The sequence below is a fragment of the Pseudomonas sp. NPDC087814 genome, assembly GCF_044742865.1.
GTDB lineage: Bacteria > Pseudomonadota > Gammaproteobacteria > Pseudomonadales > Pseudomonadaceae > Aquipseudomonas.
On the sequence record NZ_JBIUVK010000044.1, the window covers coordinates 27,807 to 50,363 of the forward strand.

Annotated in this window: 21 protein-coding genes, 1 tRNA gene and 2 pseudogenes; 9 read left to right on the forward strand and 15 right to left on the reverse strand. The window is 61.7% G+C overall.

Annotation, left to right across the window (positions count from 1 at the left end):
* Positions 1-20: 20 nt before the first annotated feature.
* From ACIOMR_RS24395 to ACIOMR_RS24410, 4 genes are all read right to left on the reverse strand, one after another.
* Positions 21-1,424 (reverse strand): heavy metal sensor histidine kinase, encoded by a 1,404-nt coding sequence (locus tag ACIOMR_RS24395; protein ID WP_401196829.1) that lies wholly within the window; start codon positions 1,422-1,424, stop codon positions 21-23.
* Entirely contained in the window at positions 1,421-2,095 is a 675-nt protein-coding gene (locus ACIOMR_RS24400; protein ID WP_003214417.1) for a heavy metal response regulator transcription factor, read from the reverse strand. The genes ACIOMR_RS24395 and ACIOMR_RS24400 overlap by 4 nt, the downstream gene beginning before the upstream one ends.
* A 219-nt stretch (positions 2,096-2,314) precedes the next feature.
* A complete protein-coding gene (locus ACIOMR_RS24405) occupies positions 2,315-2,500 on the reverse strand; it encodes a hypothetical protein (RefSeq protein WP_008437498.1) in 186 nt (61 codons plus the stop codon).
* Between the two features lie 160 nt (positions 2,501-2,660).
* Positions 2,661-3,989: an OprD family porin gene (locus tag ACIOMR_RS24410; RefSeq protein WP_134325732.1), complete on the reverse strand. Its 1,329-nt coding sequence runs from the start codon at positions 3,987-3,989 to the stop codon at positions 2,661-2,663.
* Between the two features lie 238 nt (positions 3,990-4,227).
* Here ACIOMR_RS24410 and ACIOMR_RS24415 point away from each other — a divergent pair, with 238 nt between their 5' ends.
* The 4 genes and pseudogenes from ACIOMR_RS24415 to ACIOMR_RS24430 all read left to right on the forward strand — a co-directional run bounded on the left by ACIOMR_RS24415 (position 4,228) and on the right by ACIOMR_RS24430 (position 6,613).
* Positions 4,228-4,560, forward strand: coding sequence for a DUF2790 domain-containing protein (locus tag ACIOMR_RS24415; protein WP_008437494.1), 333 nt, complete (start codon positions 4,228-4,230; stop codon positions 4,558-4,560).
* A 199-nt stretch (positions 4,561-4,759) separates the two neighbouring features.
* A pseudogene (locus tag ACIOMR_RS24420) lies at positions 4,760-5,443 on the forward strand (PAS domain-containing protein); the annotation flags it as partial.
* Positions 5,444-5,554: 111 nt separating this feature from the next.
* A pseudogene (locus ACIOMR_RS24425) lies at positions 5,555-5,983 on the forward strand (methyl-accepting chemotaxis protein); the annotation flags it as partial.
* Between the two features lie 54 nt (positions 5,984-6,037).
* Complete coding sequence (locus tag ACIOMR_RS24430) at positions 6,038-6,613, forward strand: flavin reductase family protein (RefSeq protein WP_003214424.1); 576 nt, start codon at positions 6,038-6,040, stop codon at positions 6,611-6,613.
* A gap of 164 nt (positions 6,614-6,777) precedes the next feature.
* On the opposite strand, the gene ACIOMR_RS24435 is transcribed toward ACIOMR_RS24430, so the two are convergent.
* The gene (locus tag ACIOMR_RS24435) at positions 6,778-7,662 is read right to left on the reverse strand and encodes a LysR family transcriptional regulator (protein ID WP_401196834.1); all 885 of its coding nucleotides are present in this window, start codon (positions 7,660-7,662) and stop codon (positions 6,778-6,780) included.
* 121 nt (positions 7,663-7,783) lie between these two features.
* Here ACIOMR_RS24435 and ACIOMR_RS24440 point away from each other — a divergent pair, with 121 nt between their 5' ends.
* Positions 7,784-9,154: an MFS transporter gene (locus tag ACIOMR_RS24440; protein ID WP_218167388.1), complete on the forward strand. Its 1,371-nt coding sequence runs from the start codon at positions 7,784-7,786 to the stop codon at positions 9,152-9,154.
* Between the two features lie 121 nt (positions 9,155-9,275).
* On the opposite strand, the gene ACIOMR_RS24445 is transcribed toward ACIOMR_RS24440, so the two are convergent.
* Complete coding sequence (locus ACIOMR_RS24445) at positions 9,276-10,076, reverse strand: AraC family transcriptional regulator (protein WP_003214430.1); 801 nt, start codon at positions 10,074-10,076, stop codon at positions 9,276-9,278.
* A 137-nt stretch (positions 10,077-10,213) separates the two neighbouring features.
* On the opposite strand from ACIOMR_RS24445, the gene ACIOMR_RS24450 reads away from it, so the two are divergent.
* Together ACIOMR_RS24450 and ddlA are read left to right on the forward strand one after the other, a co-directional pair.
* Positions 10,214-10,852 carry a LysE family transporter gene (locus ACIOMR_RS24450; protein ID WP_401196837.1) on the forward strand — a complete coding sequence of 213 codons (639 nt, stop codon included), beginning with the start codon at positions 10,214-10,216 and terminating at the stop codon, positions 10,850-10,852.
* 43 nt (positions 10,853-10,895) lie between these two features.
* Complete coding sequence (gene ddlA / locus ACIOMR_RS24455) at positions 10,896-11,990, forward strand: D-alanine--D-alanine ligase (protein ID WP_401196840.1); 1,095 nt, start codon at positions 10,896-10,898, stop codon at positions 11,988-11,990.
* Positions 11,991-12,003: 13 nt separating this feature from the next.
* Here ddlA and ACIOMR_RS24460 read toward each other — a convergent pair whose 3' ends face one another.
* The 4 genes from ACIOMR_RS24460 to ggt all read right to left on the reverse strand — a co-directional run bounded on the left by ACIOMR_RS24460 (position 12,004) and on the right by ggt (position 15,357).
* Positions 12,004-12,318, reverse strand: coding sequence for a DNA-binding transcriptional regulator (locus ACIOMR_RS24460; RefSeq protein ID WP_087693783.1), 315 nt, complete (start codon positions 12,316-12,318; stop codon positions 12,004-12,006).
* Positions 12,305-12,625: a transcriptional regulator gene (locus tag ACIOMR_RS24465; RefSeq protein WP_087693782.1), complete on the reverse strand. Its 321-nt coding sequence runs from the start codon at positions 12,623-12,625 to the stop codon at positions 12,305-12,307. The genes ACIOMR_RS24460 and ACIOMR_RS24465 overlap by 14 nt, the downstream gene beginning before the upstream one ends.
* 159 nt (positions 12,626-12,784) lie before the next feature.
* Complete coding sequence (locus ACIOMR_RS24470; protein ID WP_401196843.1) at positions 12,785-13,507, reverse strand: polyphenol oxidase family protein; 723 nt, start codon at positions 13,505-13,507, stop codon at positions 12,785-12,787.
* Positions 13,508-13,530: 23 nt separating this feature from the next.
* Positions 13,531-15,357, reverse strand: coding sequence for a gamma-glutamyltransferase (gene ggt, locus ACIOMR_RS24475; RefSeq protein WP_401196846.1), 1,827 nt, complete (start codon positions 15,355-15,357; stop codon positions 13,531-13,533).
* A gap of 194 nt (positions 15,358-15,551) precedes the next feature.
* Here ggt and ACIOMR_RS24480 point away from each other — a divergent pair, with 194 nt between their 5' ends.
* Entirely contained in the window at positions 15,552-16,442 is an 891-nt protein-coding gene (locus ACIOMR_RS24480) for a GNAT family N-acetyltransferase (protein ID WP_401196862.1), read from the forward strand.
* 42 nt (positions 16,443-16,484) lie between these two features.
* Here the strand turns inward: ACIOMR_RS24480 and ACIOMR_RS24485 are convergent, their stop codons facing one another.
* From ACIOMR_RS24485 to rimJ, 4 genes are all read right to left on the reverse strand, one after another.
* On the reverse strand, positions 16,485-18,893 hold the full coding sequence (locus ACIOMR_RS24485; protein ID WP_087693778.1) for a TonB-dependent siderophore receptor: 2,409 nt from the start codon (positions 18,891-18,893) through the stop codon (positions 16,485-16,487).
* A gap of 75 nt (positions 18,894-18,968) precedes the next feature.
* Positions 18,969-19,913: a FecR domain-containing protein gene (locus ACIOMR_RS24490; RefSeq protein WP_087693777.1), complete on the reverse strand. Its 945-nt coding sequence runs from the start codon at positions 19,911-19,913 to the stop codon at positions 18,969-18,971.
* Positions 19,910-20,425: a sigma-70 family RNA polymerase sigma factor gene (locus tag ACIOMR_RS24495; protein ID WP_087693776.1), complete on the reverse strand. Its 516-nt coding sequence runs from the start codon at positions 20,423-20,425 to the stop codon at positions 19,910-19,912. Before ACIOMR_RS24495 ends, ACIOMR_RS24490 begins: the two co-directional genes overlap by 4 nt.
* A 33-nt stretch (positions 20,426-20,458) precedes the next feature.
* Positions 20,459-21,043, reverse strand: coding sequence for a ribosomal protein S5-alanine N-acetyltransferase (gene rimJ, locus ACIOMR_RS24500; protein ID WP_102604725.1), 585 nt, complete (start codon positions 21,041-21,043; stop codon positions 20,459-20,461).
* A gap of 145 nt (positions 21,044-21,188) precedes the next feature.
* Between rimJ and ACIOMR_RS24505 the strand changes: the two genes are divergently transcribed.
* On the forward strand, positions 21,189-22,229 hold the full coding sequence (locus tag ACIOMR_RS24505) for an EamA family transporter (protein ID WP_401196851.1): 1,041 nt from the start codon (positions 21,189-21,191) through the stop codon (positions 22,227-22,229).
* A gap of 81 nt (positions 22,230-22,310) precedes the next feature.
* Here the strand turns inward: ACIOMR_RS24505 and ACIOMR_RS24510 are convergent.
* A tRNA-Met gene (locus ACIOMR_RS24510) sits at positions 22,311-22,387 on the reverse strand.
* Positions 22,388-22,557: the final 170 nt, after the last annotated feature.

Genomic DNA, 22,557 nt, shown 5'->3' on the forward strand with positions numbered 1-22,557 from the left:
AGCTCCCTCACCACAATGGTTTATTGGCAGATAGCGTTGGTATGAAGGGGAAACACCAACCGAAACACAGTGAAATCTCCGGGCTCGCTGCTGACTTCTGCCAGGCCTTGATGCAGGGTCATGATCGACCGCACGATGGCCAGCCCCAGCCCGGTCCCCCCTTCGGAGCGGGCGCGGCTGCTGTCGACGCGGTAGAAACGCTCGAACAGGTTCGGCAGGTGGTGCGCTTCAATCCCCGGGCCCGGGTTGCCCACCGACAGCGAGACTTGCTGCCCGTGGGTTTCCACCTGCAACGACACCGTGGAAGCGTGTGGCGTATGACGGATGGCATTGGACAACAAGTTGGAAATCGCCCGCTGAATCATCAGGCGGTCGCCATGCACCGAGGCATCACCGTGAAGGCTCAGGCTCAGTTGCTTGTCTTCGGCACTCAACGCAAACAGTTCCATCACCCGGCGTGCTTCAGCGGCCAGGGACACGGGCGCAAACGAAACCCGCGCCGCCGGGTGGCTGACCTGTGCCAGGAACAGCATGTCGGAAACGATCCGCGCCAGCCGCTCCATTTCTTCGGTGCTGGATTCCAGCACCGCCTTGTACTCCTCGGGCGGGCGCTCTCGGGACAACGTCACCTGGGCCTTGCCCATCAAGTTGGTCAGCGGTGCGCGCAGCTCGTGGGCCAGGTCATCGGAGAACTGCGACAGCTGCTGCACACCGCCATCCAGGCGTTGCAGCATGAAATTGATGCCCTGCGCCAACTCGCCCAACTCGTTGGGCAAGTTATCCACAGCCAGGCGGTGGGTCAGATTCTGTGTGGTGACCTTGGCCGCGACGCGGCTGAACTGTTGCAGCGGTGCGAGCCCGCGTTGCACCACCCACCACGCGCCGATGCCGATCAGCAGCAACAGCAGCGGCAGGGCGATCACCGTGGAACGCAGGTAAGCACTGAGCAATGCCTGATCGTCCATGCGGTCCAGGGACAGCAGCACCCGCACGCGTTCGCCGCTGGACAGGCGCATCAGGCTGGAGGCGCTGAGCACCTGGTTACCGTTGCTGTCGTCCCAGTTCAGGTAACCGAGGGTCTGGCGTGGTGCGAAGTCGGTCAGCAACGGTTCCTGTGGCTTGGCACCGACGCTCAGCAGCACCGCTTCATCGGGTGCGGTGCCGACGATGGTCAGGTAGAAATTGTCATGCCCCATCACCAGGTCCATCAGCGAATGCGGGCGGGCCTTTATGTCGCGGGTGTCCAGGCCGAGGGCGAGGCTGTGCTGGATCTGCTCCATCTTGCTTTCCAGGCCCTTGCGCGCCAGTTTCTCAAGCTCGTGGGTCAGCGCCAGGTAGGCCAGTGTCGCGAGCAGCACCACCAGGCCCGCGCCCATCAGGCTCACCGTCAGCCCGAGGCGCATCGACAGGCTGCTGGCTTTCATTGGCGGGCCTCCAGCACATAGCCCACGCCGCGAATGGTATGGATCAGCTTGACGTCACTCTGGTCATCGACCTTGGCCCGCAGGCGGCTGATGGAGACCTCCACCACGTTGGTGTCGCAGTCGAAATTCATGTCCCACACCAGGGAAATAATCTGCGTGCGGGTCAGCACTTCGCCGGACTGACGCATCAGCACATGCAGCAGCGCGAACTCCTTGGTGGTCAGGTCAATGCGCCGGGTGCCGCGATAGGCGCGGTGGCGGCGCGGGTCCAGTTCAAGGTCCGACACGCGGAAGACTTCCGGCACCGGTATGTGCTCGCTGCGGCGCAACAGCGTGCGCACCCGGGCCAGCAATTCGGGGAATTCGAAGGGTTTGACCAGGTAATCATCGGCGCCCATGTCCAGGCCCTTGATCTTGTCAGTCAGCCGGCCACGGGCTGTGAGCATCATCACCCGTTGGTTGCTGTCGCGGCGCAGTTGCTCAAGCACTTCCCAGCCGTCCTTGGCCGGCAGGTTTACATCGAGAATCACCAGTTCATAAGCGTGTTGCCCGGCCAGGTGCAGGCCGTCCACGCCGCTGGCGGCGCAGTCGACCACGTAACCGCTTTCGGTCAGGCCCTGCTGCAGGTAGGCGGCGGTTTTTTGCTCGTCCTCAACCACAAGGATACGCATGGGGATTTACCTTTTACTGATAGAGAGAGACTGAAATTCGAATTTTCCGAAGCCTGAAGGCTGAAGTAGCTACAGGGTCAATCAGCCAGTTTGTGACTGGTTGTTGCGTTGCAGAACGGGCGGGCAAAAAAAACGCCCCATCCGGGGCGTTAAAAATTCATCTCTTTCCAAAGGAGCTACACAAAAGCTTCAGAGATGAATGTGCTCGGTGTGCGCCGTTCAGATCGACTGCTTCTGTGCGTCGGCGGGCGCGGTCTCGGCCACGGACTGTTCACCGTGGACCTGTTGCTGTTGCTGGCGGAACTCGGCGAGGAACTGCCGGGAACGGTCGGCGCCGTCGTCGGCGAATGCGAGGGTGGAAGTGGCGCCGAGAAAACTGATCAATAACAGGTGGGATGGCTTCATGACGTGTCTCCAAATAAGGCGTGTGCCGTTAGTTGTGACCAGTATATGAAGCGCAACTTAACGAGAAGGTGAGGCGCATATTACAGTTCTGACAGGCTTCAATTTGTGAACAGATGTTAGTCAACGGCAAATGAATGTAAGCATTTGCCGTTGTGTTCATTTACAGAATTGCCAATGGGTATTCGACAATCAACCGAACTTCCTCCAAGTCCGACTCAAAGGCACTTGAGCGAACGGTTGCCTGGCGCAAACGCAGCGACAGGTCTTTCAAGTTACCGCCCTGCACCACGTACTTCGCCTCGATATCCCGCTCCCAGCGGCGTTGATCGGTCAGCGGGTCGCCGGCCGCGTCACGGCGCATGTACACGCTGTTGGCGTTGCTGTAGTCGGCGCCGGTACCTTTGCCATAGCGGGTCATGAAGGTCAGGCCAGGAATGCCGAAGGCCTGCATGTCGAGGTTATAGGCGAGCATCCACGAGCGTTCCCTGGGCGAGTTGAAGTCGCTGTACTGGATCGAGTTGTTGAGGAAGATCGAGTCCGACATGCGCAGGTAGTCAAAGTCGTCATCGCCGTTGTTGCGCTGGTGCGACAGGGCCAGGCTGTGGGCGCCGACCTTGACCCCAAGCCTGGCGCTCCAGATGTTGTTATCGAACTCGCCAAGGCGTTTCTTGCCCTCGTCCACGGCCTTGTAATAGTTGAAGTCGCCAAACAGCGACACGTCATCGTTCAGCGGGTAGCTGGCGGCGCTGCCGAAGTAGTACTGGTCCCAGGCATCCTTCAGGCGGCTGGTGTACAGGCTGACGCTGAGGTGTTTGTTTACCTGGTAGTCGCCGCCGGCATAGCCGATCCAGGGTGAATCCACCTTGCCCGCATAAAAGGTCGCGAAGCCTTTATCCATGCCGCTCTGGGTGGGCTGGCTCATGCCGCTCAAGTGCCCGGCCTGCAAGCTCAAGCCGTCAATGCTGGTGTTTTGTGCGGTGACGCCACGGAAGCTTTCCGGCAACACCCGCGAGTCGCCGTAGGCCACCACCGGGGTCAGCGGGAACACGTCACCGGCCTTGATCACGGTATCCAGCAGGCGCACTTTTACCGCGCCGCCGAGCTTGCTGTAGCCGTCCTCGGGGTGGTTGTCGCTGTCTACCGGCAGTACGCCGAACGAGCCCTTGCCGCCGCTGCGGCCGGTGCCGGAGTCGAGTTTCAGGCCATACATCGCAAACGCATCGAGGCCGAAACCCACCGGACCCTGAGTGAATCCGGACTCGAACTTGCCGATAAAACCCTGGGCCCAGGCTTCGGAATAGCCATTGCCGGTGGGGCTCGACTGGCCCTTGCGGTCATCGCGGTTGAAGTAGAAGTTGCGGGCCAGCACGTTCAAGGTGCTGCCTTCGATAAACCCTTCGGGTTTTTCTTCCACGGCCATGCCTGACAGCGGGGTGAGCCCCGCCAGAGCGGCAATCATGGAGAGTGAAAATGTGCGGTTAGTGCTCATGTAGCGCTCCTCGGTAGTGGCAGCTATCAGCTTCTTATCGATGGGGCATTCTTGTTGTGATGGTGCCCGGGCAGATAGTTGCAAACACGAGATAACGGCGAGGTGGCGCACAGATTACAATTTTGGAATTTCAATAAAACATAACGGATAAGTAATCTTTCGGTGAACGTTGCGACAGGCTTGGTTAGTTATTCTTGCTCTGAACTTTTAATTCAATAAGTCAGACGAGGACGCCCTCATGAATACCCTGAAAACCACTGTCGCTGCATTGGCCCTCATCGTTTCCGCCAGCGCGATGGCCGAAGGTGGAGGCGACCGCACCTTCGCCCAATTGATGCAAAACAATGAGCAAGCCATGGCCGCCTACGCCGCCAGAAAGGGCAAGCCTGCGCCCGAGGTGCTGGTGTATCGCTACGGCATGAAGCTGGACATTGCCAGGGTGGTGAATGTCACGCCGCCGATCCGCTCGTGCAGCGCGGTGCCGTCACGCATGACCTACGAAGACTCCACCGGCAAGCTCAACACGCTCCACTACCAAGTGATGGGCATCTGCCGTAACAACGGCAGTTGAGGGGCCGAAAAAATATAGTTGGGCAATGGGCTAAAGCTCTCTTAAGAAAATGCCGGCAGCGCCGATGCAGGTCAGATCCCGCCCTCATTTGCCCACCGGTGCCTCCATGTTCAACACCCGTCTCAAGCAGGAGCTGTCTGCTCTTCGCGAAGAATTATCCAGTTTGCAGCAGGTCAAGGAGAGCCTGGAAAGCGAAATGATGGCCCTGACCCTGGATCCCGAAGGGCGCATCGAGTCCGTCAATGCCATCTTCCTTCAAGAGATGGCTTACCAGGCAAGCCAGCTGCAAGGCCGCCTGATCGAGGATCTGGTGCCGGCGCACGTCAAGCACGACACCTTTCAACTGCGCTTCACGAACGCCCTGGTGCGTGGCGAACACTTCGCCGGTTCCGTACGCCTGATGCGCGGCAACGGCAATGAGGCGTGGCTGCGCTCCATCGTGCAACCGGTGCGTGGCAGTGACGGGCGTATCAAGCATATTTCGATGTACTCCAGCGACCTGACCCGCACTATCGAGGCGTCCCGCGAGCACGAAAACCTGATCACCGCGCTGGTGCGTTCCACGGCAGTGATCGAGTTCGACCTCAACGGTAATGTGCTGACGGCCAACGACCGTTTCCTCAACGGCATGGGTTACAGCCTGGCGCAGATCCAGGGCAAACATCACCGGATATTCTGTGAGCCGCAGGATGCCGGCAGCGTCGAGTACCAGCAGTTCTGGAAGCGCCTGAACGCCGGTGAATTCGTCGCGGGGCGCTTCAAGCGGGTGGACAGCCACGGGCGGGTGGTGTGGCTGGAGGCTTCGTATAACCCGGTGCTCGACGCCAACGAGCGGCTGTACAAAGTGGTCAAGTTCGCCACGGTGATCACCGACCAGGTCAACCAGGAACAGGCCGTGGCCGACGCGGCCAACATCGCCTACAGCACCTCGCTGCACACCGACAGCAGCGCCCAGCGCGGCACCACCGTGGTCACCCAGGCGGTGGAGGTGATGCGCGACCTGGCCAAGCACATGGAGCAGGCGGGTGAGGGCATTGAAGCGCTGAACGCCCAGTCCCAGGTGATTGGCAGCATCGTCAAGACCATCAGCGGCATCGCCGAGCAGACCAACCTGCTGGCGCTCAACGCCGCCATCGAAGCCGCCCGTGCCGGTGAGCAAGGCCGTGGTTTTGCGGTGGTGGCCGATGAGGTTCGGCAACTGGCGTCGCGTACCAGCAAGGCCACCGAGGAAATCGTCGGCGTGGTGCGCCAGAACCAGGACATGGCCCGCGATGCAGTGGCGCTGATGACCGATGGCCGCCTGCAGGCCGAGCAAGGGCTGGCATTGGCGGCCGAGGCGGGCACAGTGATCGTCGAGATCCAGGACGGCGCCCAGAAAGTGGTCAGCGCTGTAGGGCAATTCGCCAATCAACTGAGCAGCTAGTCACCCGGGCTCATGCTTGAGGTATCGTAGGTTTTTTTTCCGAGCCTTTCGTCCATGAGCCCTAACCATCGCCGTCCCGTCCCGCTGTCCAAGGCCTACCGCTTGCTCAACCACGGCCCGACCGTACTGGTCAGCGCCGCGCACAACGGCCAGCGCAACATCATGGCCGCGGCATGGGCGATGCCGCTGGATTTCGAGCCGCCCAAAGTCGCCGTCGTGCTGGATAAGGCCACCTGGACCCGGCAACTGCTCGAAGGCGCCGGCACTTTCGTGCTCAACGTACCGTGTGCGGCCCAGGCCGATATCGTGCAGACCGTGGGCAACACCACCGGCAGCGAGACCGACAAGTTCGCCGCATATGACTTGCAGACGTTCAGCGGCGAACACACCGAAGCGCCGATGCTTGAAGGCTGCGTGGCGTGGCTGGAATGCCGCTTGCTGCCGGAACCGCATAACCAGCAGACCTACGATCTGTTCCTCGCCGAAGTGGTGGCCGCCCAGGCTGATGAGCGCGTATTCAGCGACGGTCGCTGGCATTTCGAAGGGCAGGATGCGCTGCGTACCTTGCACCATGTGGCGGGCGGGCATTTCCTGACGATTGGTGAGCCGATTGATGGGCGACAGCTTTAAGCCCAGTGCCAATTCTTCCGGTACAGCCTGGTTTTGTGGCGAGGGAGCTTGCTCCCGCTGGAGCGCGAAGCGGTCCCATTGTTTCCTGCCAATACACTTGGTCGGTAGATATACGACTGCTGCGCAGCCGAGCGGGAGCAAGCTCCCTCGCCACAAAGTTTGTGCTACCACTGCGCCTTGCTGAGTGCCTCGGCAAACGCCGTCAACTTCGGCGAGTACTGCCGCGATGGCGGATACACCAGCGATATCGCCCGACTGCGCCCGGCAAAGTCCTCCAGCAAGGGCACCAGGCGCCCGGCCGCCAGATCTTCCCGCACCGCAAAGTCCATCACCTGGGCGATGCCGAATCCGCCCAGCGCGCCGTCCACCAGCGCATCGCCGATATCAAAGATCAACCGCCCCTCGACACTCACGTCCTGCACCCTGCCATCGAGCATGAACTGCCAGTCCACCAGCCGGCTGGTGCGCAGGTTACGTACGGTCAGGCAATTATGGTCCTTGAGTTCATCGACGGTCTGCGGCGTACCAAAACGCGCGAGATAAGCCGGGGAGGCGACGGTGACCCAGCGCAGCGGCGGCAGCGCCCGGGCGATCAGGCGCTGATCCTGGATGTCGCCGGTGCGCAGCAAGGCGTCAAAGCCTTCGTCGACGATGTCCACCAGGCGGTCGGTCATTACCGCTTCAATGCGCAGGTCGGGGTATTGCAGGGTCAGCTCGCCGATTACCGGCATCACCACCTTGCGGCCAAACAACGAGGGCGTGCTGATCTTCAGCAAACCGGACGGTGAGGCACGGCGGTCGAGCATTTGCCGCTCGGCTTCGGCCAGTTCCGCCAGCAGCGGCGCGCTGCGTTCATACAGCATTTGCCCGTCGGGCGTGAGGCTGACGCTGCGGGTGTTGCGTTGCAGCAGGCGCACACCCAGCTGGTTTTCCAGCCGGGAAATGGCCCGGGACAAGCCCGATTGGGTCAGCCCCAGGTCTCCGGCGGCGCGAGTGAAACTGCGGGTTTCGGCGACGCGCACCAGCAGGCGAACAGCATTCAGATCCATGATTAAAGTCATTACTGAAAGAGTGATAGGGGTATTTATCATCTGTTGGGCATGAAAGAAACTGGCGCCTCTCATTTTCAGGCAGGACGCTGTGATGTCTTCTTCTCGACCCTCTGGCTGGATGCTGTTGCTGCTGGCAACCGCGCAACTGATCATCGCCCTCGACGCGACCATTGTGTTTGTCGCGCTGCCCCAAATCGGCAGCCACCTGGGGTTTTCTGCCCAGCAATTGCAGTGGGTGGTCAGTGCCTACAGCGTGGCGTTTGGTGGCTTCCTGTTGCTGGGTGGTCGGGCGGCGGACCTGTTGGGCAAGCGGCGCTTGTACATGCTTGGCCAGTCGCTGTATGCGCTGTCTTCCCTGGCGGCGGTGCTCGGTGGCAGCGCCTTGCTGCTGGTGCTGGCGCGGGCGGTGCAGGGTGTGGGTGGGGCGCTGTTGTTCCCGGCCACGCTGGCGCTGATCAACACCCACTACGCCGAAGGGCCCGCGCGTAATCGGGCGTTTGCCGTGTGGAGCGCGGCGTCTGCGGCGGGCCTGGCATTGGGCGCGTTGCTCGGCGGCGTGCTGACCCAGGCCTGGGGCTGGGAAGCGGTGTTCCTGGTGAACGTGCCATTGGCCGGTGCCTGTGCCCTGGCGGCGCGCTACTGGATTCCCGCCGATGGCGAGCGGGCCCGCGGGCGCAACTTTGATATCAGCGGTGCGTTGACCGTGACGCTGGGCGGCACCTTGCTGGTGTTCTCCCTGGTGCAGGGGCCGGAGTGGGGCTGGGCGGCGCCGTCGACCCTGGGCTGCATGGTCCTGGCGTTGGTGCTGCTCGGGTTGTTTGGGTGGGTCGAACACCGGGGCCGTGATCCGTTGATGCCGCTACGCTTGTTGGGCTATCGCGAGTTGCGCATGGCCATGGTGTTGACGGCGGTGTTCATGAGCAGCTTTGGCGTGCAGTACTACTTTCTGGCGGTTTACTACCAGCAGGTCTACGGCTACAGCGTGTTGCAGGCGGGGTTGGCGTTTTTGCCGGCGACGCTGGTGTGCACCGCGGGTATCTGGCTGGCGGAGCGTTCATTGGCGCGGCTGGGGTTGCGCAACACCCTGGTCAGCGGCCAGTTGGCGGGCGCGGTGGGTATCGCTTTGGTATGTGTGGCGTTGCCGACGGGGGCGGGGTTCTGGTCGTTGCTGCCGGGGATTTTCATCCTGAGTATTGGCCAGGGCATGACCTGGACGGCGATGTGGGTGGCCGCCGGGCTGGGCATCCGGCCGGGCGAGCAGGGCGTGGCGGCAGGCATGGCGTCCACCAGCCAGCAGATTGGCGGTGCGTTGGGACTGGCGTTGCTGGTGTCGTTGGCGAACGCCGGTGGGTCGACGGGCGCGGCGCAGGCGGGCGGGATTGAGCTGGCGTTGTGGTGGAGCGCGGCGATTGCCCTGGCGGGTGCGGTGCTGGCGTTGGCCCTTAAAGAACGAGCTCCAGCGTCGAATACGATTTCGGCAGCGACATAGTTCAGCTGTAGGAGCTGGCTTGCCTGCGATGGCGGAGTGTCAGCCAACAATTTATTAACTGATCCACCGCCATCGCAGGCAAGCCAGCTCCTACAGGTTGATCGCGTTTCAAGGCGGGATTTCAGCGCCCGAGCATCTTCACCCAGCGCGACGGCGGCATGCCGAAAGTGCTGCGGAACTGGCGGGTCATGTGGCTCTGGTCGGTGAAACCGGCGGTCAGTGCCGCATCCACCAGTGACTGGCCCTGGCCCAGCAAACTGCGCACCAGGTCCAGGCGACGCATGGTCAGGTAGCGATAGGGGCTGGTGCCAAACAACAACCGAAAATCCCGCGACAACGCCCAGCGGTCGCGGTTGGCGTATTCCGCCATTTCATCGAGGGTGATCGGCCGGCCCAAGGCGCTGTGGATAAATTCCCGCGCGCGTTCGGCGGCGCGGTAGTCGAAGGTCTTGCGATTCACCGTGATGCCCGACGCGTTATTCAGCGCCTGGGCCAGGTCAAACATCGCGTCCTGTTCCTGCAACGGATCGATCGGGCAATCCAGGCTTTGCAGCAACACTTCACTGGCGCGGTACAGCCACGGGTCGCTGGACAGTCCGCCGGGGATGAACGGCAACGGCTTGCCGCCCAGCACCTGCTGGATCAGCGCCGGCTCCACGTAAATCATCCGGTATTTGAAACCTTCCTCGCTGCCGGCCCACCCGTCATGCACTTCATCGGGATGGATCACCATGGTCCGCCCCGGCAGGCTGTGGGTCATGCCGCCGCGATAATGAAAACTCTGCACACCGAACAGGGTACGGCCGATGGCATAGGTGTCGTGGCGATGGGGGTCGAAGCCAAACCCGGCAAAATACGCCTCGATGCGCTCCAGGCCACTGGCGTGGGGCGCGCGGTGCAGCCAGTCGATATTGGTCGCCATGATGAGTTGTCGCGCAAAGAGATGGAAATACGGTAACCCAGTCTGAATCCGCTGTCTGCCGGGGTCTTGTACGATTGTGCAGGGCGGGTACCGGGCATATGATCCTTATTCCTGCACTGCCCTCGGCGGAATCCCACATGGAATTGTTCAATCCGGCCTACGCGGCTCCTCTGGTCTCGCTGGCCCTGCTCTGGACCGTCGCGGTCGTCACGCCCGGCCCGAACTTCTTCAACACCGCGCAACTGGCCGCCAGTTGTTCACGCCGCCATGGCGTGGTGGCGTCGGCTGGCGTGGCCACCGGCACGGTGATCTGGGGGCTGGCGGGTGGGCTGGGGATCAAGTCGCTGTTCACCGCAGCACCCATGTTGTACCTGGCGTTCAAGATCATCGGCGGCTGCTACCTGATTTACCTGGGGTTGAAACTGTTCCGGCGCTCGGCACCGGCCATGGCCCAGAACCTGTTGCCCGACGAACCTCGGCGCTCGCTGTTTTCCGCCTGGCGCCTGGGTTTATTGGGCAACCTGTCCAACCCCAAGGCGGCGCTGTTTGTCGCGACGATCTTTGCGTCCACCATGCCCCCATCACCGTCGCCGATGCTGCTGACCCTGGCCGTGATCACCATGGCGACGCTGTCATTCAGCTGGTACACCTGCGTGGCACTGGTGTTTTCCAGTGAACGGATGGCCAACGCCTACAGCCGCTCGCGCAAGTGGCTGGACCGGTTTGCCGGTGGTTGTTATGTGCTGTTCGGCGCCACGCTGGTAGCGAATCGCTGACGGCTCATGGTAAGAAGCCTTACTTTCAAATGTGAGGCCGATCATGAGCAAGCTGCGGGTAGGGATTATTTTTGGTGGCCGTTCGGCCGAGCATGAAGTGTCGCTGCAGTCGGCGCGCAACATCGTCGATGCACTGGACCGTTCGCGCTTCGAGCCGATCCTGATCGGCATCGACAAGGCCGGCCACTGGCACCTCAACGACACCTCGGGCTTCCTGCTCAACGAAGAAAACCCGGCGCTGATCGCCCTCAATCAATCCAATCGTGAACTGGCGGTCGTGCCGGGTAAGGCCAGCCAGCAACTGGTGGAAACCGCCAGCCAGGCCTCGCTGGAACACGTCGATGTGATCTTCCCGATCGTCCACGGCACCCTCGGCGAAGACGGCTGCCTGCAAGGCCTGCTGCGCGTGGCAGACCTGCCGTTTGTTGGCTCCGATGTGCTGGGTTCGGCCGTGTGCATGGACAAGGACATCAGCAAACGCCTGCTGCGCGATGCCGGGATTGCCGTGACGCCGTTCATTACCCTCAACCGCAGGAATGCGGCGCGTACCACCTTCGAACACGCCCAACAGAAACTCGGATTGCCGATGTTCGTGAAACCGGCGAACCAGGGTTCGTCCGTGGGGGTGAGCAAGGTGGGCAGCGAGGCTGAATATCACGCTGCTGTAGAGCTGGCACTTGGGTTTGATGAGAAGGTGCTGGTGGAGTCGGCGGTAAAAGGCCGGGAAATTGAATGTGCCGTGTTGGGTAACGAGAACCCCATCGCCAGCGGCTGCGGCGAGATCGTGGTGCGCGACGGGTTCTATTCCTACGACAGCAAATACATCGATGACCAGGCAGCCCAAGTGGTGGTGCCGGCGGATATCAGCGTTGAAGCCAGCGAGCGCATTCGTGCGTTGGCCATCGAAGCGTTTGAAACCCTGGGCTGTGCCGGGCTGGCGCGGGTGGATGTGTTTCTGACGGATGAGGGTGAGGTGCTGATCAACGAGATCAACTCGTTGCCTGGGTTCACCCGCATCAGCATGTACCCGAAGTTGTGGCAGGCGGCAGGCATGAGCTACAGCGAGCTGGTGAGCCGCTTGATCGAGCTGGCGCTGGAGCGGCATGCGGGGCGCAAGGGGTTGAAGATTAGCCGGTAGACCAGTAACGCCATCAGGCGTTACTGAGGACTTCTCGAAAAACGTCTGGCCTGATGGCTGCTATGTGCAGCAAGGAACGTGCTGCGCCGGAAGGAGAACGGCGCCCTTGCTCCCATTCTTGAAGCGTTCGTACAGAGACCCCCAGCAGTTCGGCAAACTTGGGCTGTGACAACCCGGTCTTGCTGCGCGCCTCAGCCGCTTGGGTAATTTCGACGTGATGGACGTGACCATGACGCGCTTCCTTGACGTCGATAACGGCAGCCAGCAATTCCTCGCCGATGTTGCGCTTGGCGTCACGTTCCTTCAGCTGTTTCTCAGTGAGTGGCATGGTTCATCTCCTTGGCGATTTTGTAGAGGACATGCGCGGGAATATTCTCGGTGGCACCTTTGCCATAAATGAGCAAGGCAACTAGTGCGCCGCACGCCAATTGCGTTGTGTAAATGATCCGTACTGAGCTGCTCTTGCCCCGGCCTTCCAAGCTCCAGCGTACTTTTCGGCAACCACCAGAACCTGGAATGACAGTACCTGAATCGGGGTGGTTGGCTAGAAAAGCCATAAAAATACCCCGTTCTTCTTCGGTCCAGTAATCGGGCCATAGCTTGCTGAATAATGGTGACTCGATGATCGTTAACACGCAAAAATTCTACGTCTTTGACGTAGCCTCTGGCAAGAAGGGGCGGGGCCAGAAAATGTCAGCGGATGGAGAGGGATTCAAGAAACGTTGTTTCGCAAAAAATGACAGCCCACAGGTTTTCTAAGGCTAATAGCTAAGAGAGCTGTGGGCGTCGTCCCATTACACTGCGCGAGCAACCCACGAATACAACAACGTCTTCCTCTCCGTACTGTCATGGGTCCTTCTGCGATAACTCGCAAACGCCGGTGAGGTGCAATACGTACACACTTCGCTTACCTCAACCTGCTCAGGTTTTATCCCTGCCGCCTCCAGCAAGATCAGCGCATAACGGCTCAGATCAAACCACGCACTCAAATCCTGCCTCGGCTCAGGCGGTGCTATCTGTGGCGCCAACAGCGGTCCCGGCTGCTCGAGCGTCCACGGCGCATTTCCATCCCGCCACAAATGCCCCTGACTCGCCTGCAACTGCGCCACAAACTCGCCACTCACCTCATAACAACAAGGCTTGATCGAAGGCCCAATCGCAATCCGCAACTGATCCAGCGCCACACCCTCGGCGGTAAACCGTTGCATGGCATTGGCGATGATCCCGCCTTGCAGTCCCTTCCAACCGCCATGAATCGCCGCGACAAAGTCCCCGTCCTCCGAGGCCATCAGCAGCGGCAGGCAGTCGGCGGTAATCACCGCAATCGGCTGCGTATCCCGGCTGAAAACCCCATCGGCTTCAACCGTATTGGCGGCAAGCTCCGGGCGCCATTCAATGGTCGTGGCGCTGTGCACCTGCTTGCAGATGAACACCTCGTCAGGCCGCAACGGATCGTCAATCGAACAAAATCCATGATCGACGCCCATCAGGGCGCCGAGGTTATTTGCCTTGTGCACGCGCAGCTCTCCAATGAGTCAACTTAATCCCCCAGTGCTTCGCCTTCACGGCGTGGATCAGCCCCGCCGATCAACGACGCTTTGCCCTGCGCATCGCGCACACGGACGATCGCCTGGGCGCCGCTGGTCATGTCGATTTCGCTCAGGGCGTGGCCCTTGTCCTTCAGCGCCTGTTTCAACGGTGCGCTGAACAACCCGGCTTCCAGCTCGGTCGCGCCGTTGCGGCTGCCAAAGTTGGGCAGGCCGACGGCCGCTTGCGGGTCGAGGTTCCAGTCGAGCATGGCCACCAGGGATTTGCTCACATATTCGATGATCTGCGAACCGCCCGGCGAGCCAACAGTGGCCACCAGCTCGCCGCTCTGACGATCAAACACCAGGGTCGGTGCCATGGACGAACGCGGGCGCTTGCCCGGCTCGATCCGGTTGGCCACCGGCTGGCCGTTCTCTTCGGGGATGAAGGAGAAGTCGGTCATCTGGTTATTCAGCAAAAAGCCCTGGACCATCACATGGGAACCGAACGCCGCTTCCACCGTAGTGGTCATCGACACCGCGCCACCCACGTCATCCACTGCCACCACTTGCGATGTGGAAATACGCAGCGGCGAGCGATCCGGCGCATAGGCCACTTCAATCCCGGCCGGCTTGCCCGGCTTGGCGACGCCCATGCTGCGCTCACCAATCAACGCAGCGCGGCTGGCCAGGTAATTCGGAGCGATCAGCCCAGCAACCGGCACCGGCACGTAGTCCGAATCGGCCACGTACTGGGCGCGGTCGGCGTAGGCCAGGCGGTCGGCCTCGGCGATCAGGTGCACCGCTTCGGGCACCGGCTCCAGGCCTGCCGGGGAATCGGTTTTCACCGGCTTCAACGGCGCGAGGGCCATGCGCGGGTCGCGGGCTTCCAGGGCCTGCAATGTGCCGAGGATCTGTGCAATAGCAATCCCGCCCGACGACGGTGGCGGCATGCCGCAGACTTTCCAGCGCTTGTAGTCAGTGCACAACGGCGCCCGCTCAACCGCGCTGTAACCCTTGAGGTCGGTCAGCGTCAGGCTGCCGGCGTTGCTGTTGCCCTGCACCTTGCGGGTGATTTCTTCGGCAATCGGGCCGTAGTACAGCGCATCCGGCCCTTCCTTGGCGATGCGTTTGAAGACGTTGGCCAGCGCCGGGTTTTTCAGCAGCGTACCGGTTGCCTTCGGGCTGCCGTCGGCGTTCAGGAAGTACGCGGTCATTTCCGGCGAGCGGGTGATGTAGCGGTCGGCGGCAATCAGGCTGTGCAAGCGCGCAGAAATCGGGAAGCCCTGTTCAGCCAGGCGAATGGCCGGCTCGAATAAGGTTGCCCATTGCAGATGGCCGGTCTTTTTGTGGGCCATCTCCAAGGCGCGCAACACGCCTGGAGTTGCCACGGACCGCCCGCCAATCTGTGCCTCGGGGAAGGCCATCGGCGTACCGTCGGCCTTCAGGAACAACCGCTCGGTAGCGCCCGCCGGTGCGGTTTCGCGACCGTCGTAGGCGTGCACCTGCTTGCCGTCCCACAGCATGATGAACGCACCGCCGCCGATCCCGGACGACTGCGGTTCCACCAGCGTCAGTACGGCCTGCATGGCAATCGCGGCGTCGATGGCCGAGCCGCCCTTGCGCAGGATTTCCCGCCCGGCTTCGGCGGCCAGCGGGTTGGCGGCGGCGGCCATATGGCGCTCGGCGTGGCGGGTGCTCATGTCGGTGCGATAGCCCGAGCCGAGTTCCGGGGCGGGCGGCAGTTCAGGCGCGGTGGCGCTGTGGCAGGCGGCGAGGGTGAGGGCGGCGGTGATCAGCGAGAGGGTGGTAAGGCGTTGGCGGTGGAAAATCGAAAACACGCGATGACTCCGTTCATTTGAGAATGATCTGTTGTCCGTGGGGAGGGAATGTACCTCAGTGATTTGCTGGAAGGGAGATTGATCTGCATATGGTTGTGCGATACAACTATATCTCTTCATTCGGGCAAGAGGTTTTCCACGTGAACCGTTCCAGGCCAGACCTTATCGATCAGATCCGCTGTGCCTCACGCCTCATGGTGCGAGAGCTGGGCTTCATGCAGCCTAAGTTGGCAGCCAGCCTTTATCCACCGTCATCGGTGCACACGATTGTTGAAATCGGCGAGCGTGGCGCACTGACAGCGGCTGAACTGGTCACCTTGCTGGGCCTGGAAAAGTCCTCGGTAAGCCGCATGGTGCGCAAGCTGATCGAGGCGGGCGAGCTGGAAGAGTTTGCCAACGAGGACGATGCCCGTTCGAAAAAGCTGCGGCTCACCACACGAGGCCAGAAGACGTTACGCGACATCGAAACGTTTGCCCGGCGCCAGGTGGGCGAGGCGATTGGCGACTTGTCCAGCGAACAGCAACAGGCCGTCAGCCGTGGGCTCGATCAATACGCCGCAGCCCTGCAAACCCAACGTACTGGCGCCCGGCAGCCGAGGCACTACCGCATTGCCCATGGCTACCGGCCAGGCATCATCGGGCGTATCGCGCAGATGCACGCCGAGTACTACGCCCAGCATGCGAATTTTGGCCAGCCGTTTGAAAGCCTGGTGGCGGCGGACATGGCCGAGTTGATGGGGCGCCTGGCCAACCCGCGCAACCAAGTCTGGGCAGTGCTGGACGCAGAGCAGATCGTCGGTTCGATCGCGATTGATGGCGAGGGCGAAAACGGCGAGGCGACCCTGCGCTGCTTCATCCTCGACCCGTCTGCCCACGGCCAGGGCTTGGGTAAACGGTTGTTGAAAGAGGCGCTGGATTTCTGTGACGGGCACCGGTTTCCGGCGGTGCGGCTATGGACGTTCAAGGGCCTGGATGTGGCGCGCAAGCTCTATGAAAACGCGGGCTTTGTGCTGGAGTCGGAACAGGAGGGGCAGCAGTGGGGCAAGTCTGTGGTGGAGCAGTGTTTTGTGCGGCACGCTGTTTGACGCAACAGCGCCCCACGTCACGGGGCGCTGGCGCCTGGCCGGTTAGAAGTCCCAGCGCGTGGTGAGCATCACGTTGCGCGGGGTGCCGTAATAGGCCGTGTTATAGAAGCCGATGTTGGTGTAGTACTGCTTGTCGAACAGGTTGTTGACGTTCAGCGTCGCGGAAAGATGTTCGCTGACCTGATACTTGGCCATCGCGTCCACCACCCAATACGCTTCCTGCGAGAACTCTTCGTTTTGCGCCTTGGGCCGGTTGTACACCACTTGCCAGCTTCTGCTCTGCCAGCGCGCGCCGCCGCCGACGGTCAGGCGGTCCAGCGGACCCTTGAGTTTGTACGAGGTGAAGAAACTGAGCTGGTCCTCCGGCTCCCAGGTCGAAGCCTTGTCGCCATGCTCATCCCGCAGGATCTTGTGGGTGTAGCCGGCCTGGGCCTGCCAGCCCGGCGCCAGCTCGCCGGACATCTCGGCCTCGAAACCTTTGGTTTTGGCCTTGATGCCTTTCTCGGCATACCCGAGGGATGGGTTGGTCGGCGCGGCGTTGTATTCGGCGTCCGGCTCCGCACGGTTGGTTTCGTGCACTTCGAAGTAGGCCATGCTGGTGTTGAGCCGGCCCTCGAAGAACTCACCCTTGAGGCCGGTCTCGTAGTTCTTGCCTTCATCCGGTTCCAGCAATTTGTTGTTGCGGTCGCGGCTGTAGGTCGTCGGCATGAAGATGTCGGTGTAGCTGGCATACGCGGTGAAGTTGTCGTTCAGGTCGTAGGTGACCCCGGCGTAGGGCACCAGCTTGCCGGTCTCGGTGGAGTCGTCTTCGCCACGCAATTTGTAGTTGGCCACGCGGCTGCCGAGGAACAGGTTCAGGTCATCCATGAGGTTGAAACGTGCGGCCATATAGCCTGCGGATTGGCGGGTCGTGGCATCGATGATCCGTGTCGGTTCACCCCAGTTCGGCTCCGGAGCGTTGCCATCGAAGTTCCAGAAATCGATCTCGTTGTTGCCCACATAAGTGGGGGCGCCGTAGTCCTTTCCGGTCCAGTGGGAGTTCGAGGCCGACGCGCCAATCACCAATTCATGGGTACGGCCCAGCAGGCTGAACGGACCGCTGGCGTAGACATCGCCCGAGTCGGCGCGGGTGTTGCCGGTGAACTTGTTCGCGTACAGGGACGACAGTCCGGTGGCGGGGAACGGGCCACTCATGATCGAGCCCAGGGGCGCGTCGTAGCCCATGAGTTGGTGGGTGTATTGGCCCTTGATCACCCAGCCATTGTCGAAGTTGTGTTCCAGGGTGGAGAACACGCTGCGGGAGTACTGCTCCCAGCGGCTCCACTTGGCGCCGTTGTTGTAGGAGCGTTTTACATCGATGCGGTTGCCGTTGCGATCGAACAGCGCACGGCTGCCGGACCAGCCCGAGCCTTGCGGGTCGCTGTCCAGGTAATCGAAACCGACGGTGAGCAGGGTGTCGTCGGTCAGGTCGGCTTCCAGCGTGCCGAAATACACATTGGTGCTGCGCTGGTAGTGGTCCATGAACGAGTGCTTGTCCTGGTACGCCGCCACCGCACGCCCGCGCACGTTGCCGCTGTCGGTCAGCGGGCCACTCACGTCGATCTGGGAACGATAGTTGTCCCAGCTGCCGGCGCCGAGTTCGACGCTGGCCTTGAAGTCCCGCGTGGGCTTTTTGCGGATCAGGTTGATCGTCGCGCCAGGGGCGCCGGCGCCGGTCAGCAGTCCGGTGGCACCCTTGAGGATTTCCACGCGGTCATAGATCGCCATGTCGCTGAGGGTCTGGCTGGACGAGTAGGCGGAGTTGCGCAGGGTCGGGATGCCGTCGTACTGGAAGTTTTCCACCGAGAAGCCGCGGGCGTAGTAATTGTTACGCTCGCTGTCGAAGGTCGACACGGTGATGCCCGGTGTATGGCGCATCACGTCGTCGATCGAAGTGAGCGCGAAGTCATCCATATGCTGGCGCGTGATCACGGTGATCGACTGCGGGGTTTCCCGTGGGGTCAGCACCATGCGCGTGGCGGTGGCGATGGTGCCCGGGGTGTAGGAACCGCTGCCCTCAGTGATGGTGCCCAACTGATTCGCGGTGATCTCTGTGGCACCCAGCGACAGCGCGCCGCCGGCCACCGGCAGGCTTTCCAGCTGGTAGCCATCGGCATTGCCGCGTGCTGCGAAGCCGGTGCCGGCCAGCACCTGCGCGAACCCGTCCTCCACGTTGTAGCTGCCGCGCACGCCGGGGCTGTCCAACCCGGCCACTTGTTGCGACAGGAACGAGATCGGCACGCCGGCGGCCTGGGCGTAACGCGTCAGCACGTCACCGAGTTTTCCGGGGGCGATGTCGAACGCCTGTACCTGCTGCTGCGCGTAGGCCAGGCCCGGCACCGCCAGGGGCAGGCAGCCAAGCAACAGTCGACTGGCCAGCAACAGGCCGCCGCGTGTGGGGGTTGAAGACATGTTATCGGTGCTCCTTTGGATGTTGGCCAAGGAAAGGACGCGGCAAAACCGAAAACACGCAACGGTGCGTAAGAATTATCCGGCGGGGGATTTCAGGCGCACACGTGTGAGCCACGGGGTGTAGGTGCTGACTTCAATCGGCAGGGTGCGTGTGAGCAGGCGCAATGCGCGGTCGCTGTCGTCCGTCGGCAGCATCACCGTCACCCGAATGCCTTGCAGCGCCTGGCGATCGAACATCAGCACACCCGGGCGATGCCGCGCCAGGCGCTCAAGTACATCCGCCAGCGGCTCGTCGTTGGCCAGCAACTGGTGGGCCGTCCAGGCTTGCTGCTGCGCTTGCACATCAACGCTTTTCGGCGTGCCGGGCCCGCTTGCATCCAGGCGCACCTGCTCGCCGGGGCCGAGGGTAATCGTATGCCCGGCACTGTCGATGCGGGTCGAGGATTCGAGCATCTTGACCACGGTGGCGGTGTCGCTGAGTTCGACGATAAAACGCGTGCCCAGGGCGCGAATGCTGCCCTGCGGGGTGTCGACATAAAACGGGCGCTGGGTGTCCTTGGCCACTGTTACCAGAATCTCACCATGCAGCAGTTGCACGCGGCGCTGGCTGGCGTCCAGGTGCAGGTTCACCGCAGAGCTGCCTTCCAGTTGCAGGTCGCTGCCGTCGGCCAGCAGCGTCTGGCGCCATTGGCCACGGTCGGTGCTCAGGTCGGCGAACAGATAGCCACGTTGCTCGTACTGGTACGCCGGCACCCCCGCGAGCAGCAGGGCCAGGGCGAGACACTTGACCAGCGTTGCCCCTTGGCGAGGCTGCCGGGCCCGGCGCAATGCGGCACGGGCCGGGGCTTGTTTGAGAGGCAGCAAGTGGCCCTGAAGGCGGGCAATGGCTTGCGGGTGCTGCGGGTCGGCGGCCAGCCAGGTGCGAAACGCCTGTTCGCTGGCGTCGTTGCCTTCGTGATCCAGCCGCACCAGCCATTCGGCAGCCTGGCGCAGCACTGCGTGGGGCAGAGGCTGGTTCATGGCTGGGCGCACGCATCACACGCCAGCAAGGCTTCCACCAGATCGTTCTGTACCGTGCGCACCGAGACCCCGAGGCGCTGGGCGATTTGCGCCTGGTCCAGGCCTTCGAGGTAACGCAGGATGAAGGTGTCGCGTATCCGCTTGTTCATGCGCGCCAAGGCCCGATCAATCGCTTCAAGCATTTGCGCGGCTTGCAGGATCTGCTCCGGCGAAGGCGCCTGTTCAAGGTACGCGGCGCAGCGTTCGAGCTCTTCGCGGTAGGCCTGTTCCAGGCGTCGGCGGCGGCCATTGTCCATCAGCAACCGGCGCGCGATGGTGGCCAGATAAGCCCGTGGCTCACCCGGCGCCACGTAAGTACCCGATGCCAGCAAGCGTACGAAAGTGTCTTGCGCCACGTCGGCCGCCTGATGGGAGCAATGCACGCGACGCCGCAACCAGGTCAACAACCAGCCGTGGTAGCCGCGGTACAGCGCATCGAGCGTAGGAGCGTCGGTGGGCGAAGACAGCTTCATGAGAGAGAGTCGTAAGTGAGAATTAATCCCATTCTAGTGGTTTAAAACTTCGGGCTGCAATAGACGGTCGCTTGCCGGATTGATCAGTGCCGTTAACACATGGTCCGCCCAGACCCCGTTGATCCTCAGATACGCCCGCGCCTCGCCCTCTTTTTCAAACCCCAGCCGTGCCAGCAGGCGCGCACTGCGCTCATTCTCTGGGCGGTAGTTGGCCATGATTCGGTGCAGCTGCATGGCGTCGAACACATGGGCAATCGCCGCCGTCAGCGCTTCGTGCATCAAGCCTTGGCCTTGGGCGGATTCAGCCAGCGCATAACCCAAGTGGCAGGCCTGAAACGCACCGCGCACGATGTTGCTGAAGTTGCAGGCGCCGATGATTTGGTCCTGGCTGAATATCAGCAGGTGCAACGCTTCGCCGCTGGCGGTTTTGTCGGCCATGGCGTGGAGGCGTTCGGTGATGGCGTCCAGTTCAAAAAAGGCGTCGTCACGCGAAGGCTCCCAAGGCTGCAGAAAGGCGCGATTTTGCAGCAGGTACATTTGCAGGGCGCGAGCGTGGGAAGGGTGGGCGCCCAGCAGTAAGAGGCGATCAGTGCTGATGCCGGTAGCGGGGAATGTCATGCGTCACCTTCTTGTGGTTTGCCAGCCGGGCTATCCTGCCGCTTCAGTCGTACAGAATCCAGCCAGGCTGGCATTCACATAATTCTTACCCGGGCACAGCTATGATGCTCGTCCTTATGCAATAAGCCTGATAGGGCAACCCATTATGAATGTGAGCGTTCTCTACGCGTTGGCTGCTGCGGCGTTGTTCGGCGCCAGCACTCCGCTTGCCAAGCTCTTGGGGCTGGATACGCCGCCCATACTGTTGGCAGGGCTGCTCTATCTGGGCAGCGGCCTGGGCCTGGCCATCGTTCGGTTTGCCCGCGACCACGGCTGGAAACGGCCCGGCCTTGCAGCCGGAGAGTGGCCCTGGTTGATGGGCGCCATCGTCTTTGGGGGCGTGCTTGCGCCAGTGGCGCTCATGTATGGCCTCACCCGTACCGCGGGCGCCACCGCATCGCTGATGCTCAATCTTGAGTCAGTGCTCACGGCCGTGCTGGCGTGGGTCGTGTTTAAAGAGAACGCGGATCGCCGGATTGTGGTCGGCATGATCGCGATTGTTTTGGGCGGGCTCGTCTTGTCGTGGCCGCAAGGGACGGCGACGGCTCATGATTGGACGGGGCCGCTGGCCGTGGCGTTCGCCTGTTTTTGTTGGGCCATCGACAACAACCTGACCCGTAAGGTCTCTGCCTCAGATGCGCTTTTTATCGCCGGGAGCAAAGGCTTGGCGGCGGGGGTGGTCAATTGCTGTCTGGCGTTGGCCATCGGGTCGCAACTGCCAGCGGTGGCCGCGCTGGGGTCAATCTTGGTGGTTGGGCTGCTTGGGTATGGCGTGAGTCTGGTGCTGTTTGTGCTCGCTCTGCGCGGGCTTGGTAGTGCGCGCACCGGGGCTTACTTTTCCACGGCTCCCTTTCTTGGCGCGGTCATATCGATCCTGATCCTGGGCGAGTCAGTTTCGCTGATGTTCTTGCTCGCGGCCGCCTTGATGGCCATCGGGGTGTGGATTCATCTGATGGAACATCATGCGCACGAGCATCAGCACGATCCCCTCATGCACGGTCATCGCCATACACACGATGAGCACCACCAGCATGTGCATAACTTTGCGTGGGACGGTACCGAGCCACATAGTCATGCCCATGAGCACGTACCGATCCAGCACAGTCATGCGCATTTTCCCGATGTGCACCATCGGCATAAACACTGACGTCTGTGGGGCAATAGGGCGGTTTACTTTTCTGCAGGCATAAAAAAACGGCCTACCTTTCGGTAAGCCGTTTTTAGTACTTGGTGGCTACACAGGGACTTGAACCCCGGACCCCAGCATTATGAATGCTATGCTCTAACCAACTGAGCTATGTAGCCAAGTGGCGCGCATTATTCGCGGAGAACGGGAATGCGTCAAGCGCTTTTTTTGAAAATTTATCTACGCTATCAACTGTTTAACGGGAAACACCGGGTTTGGTGACGAGCGGTTGGGGTTTGCGCAGGTCCCAAGGCAGCGAAGATCAAAAGGTGGGAGCGGGCTTGCTCGC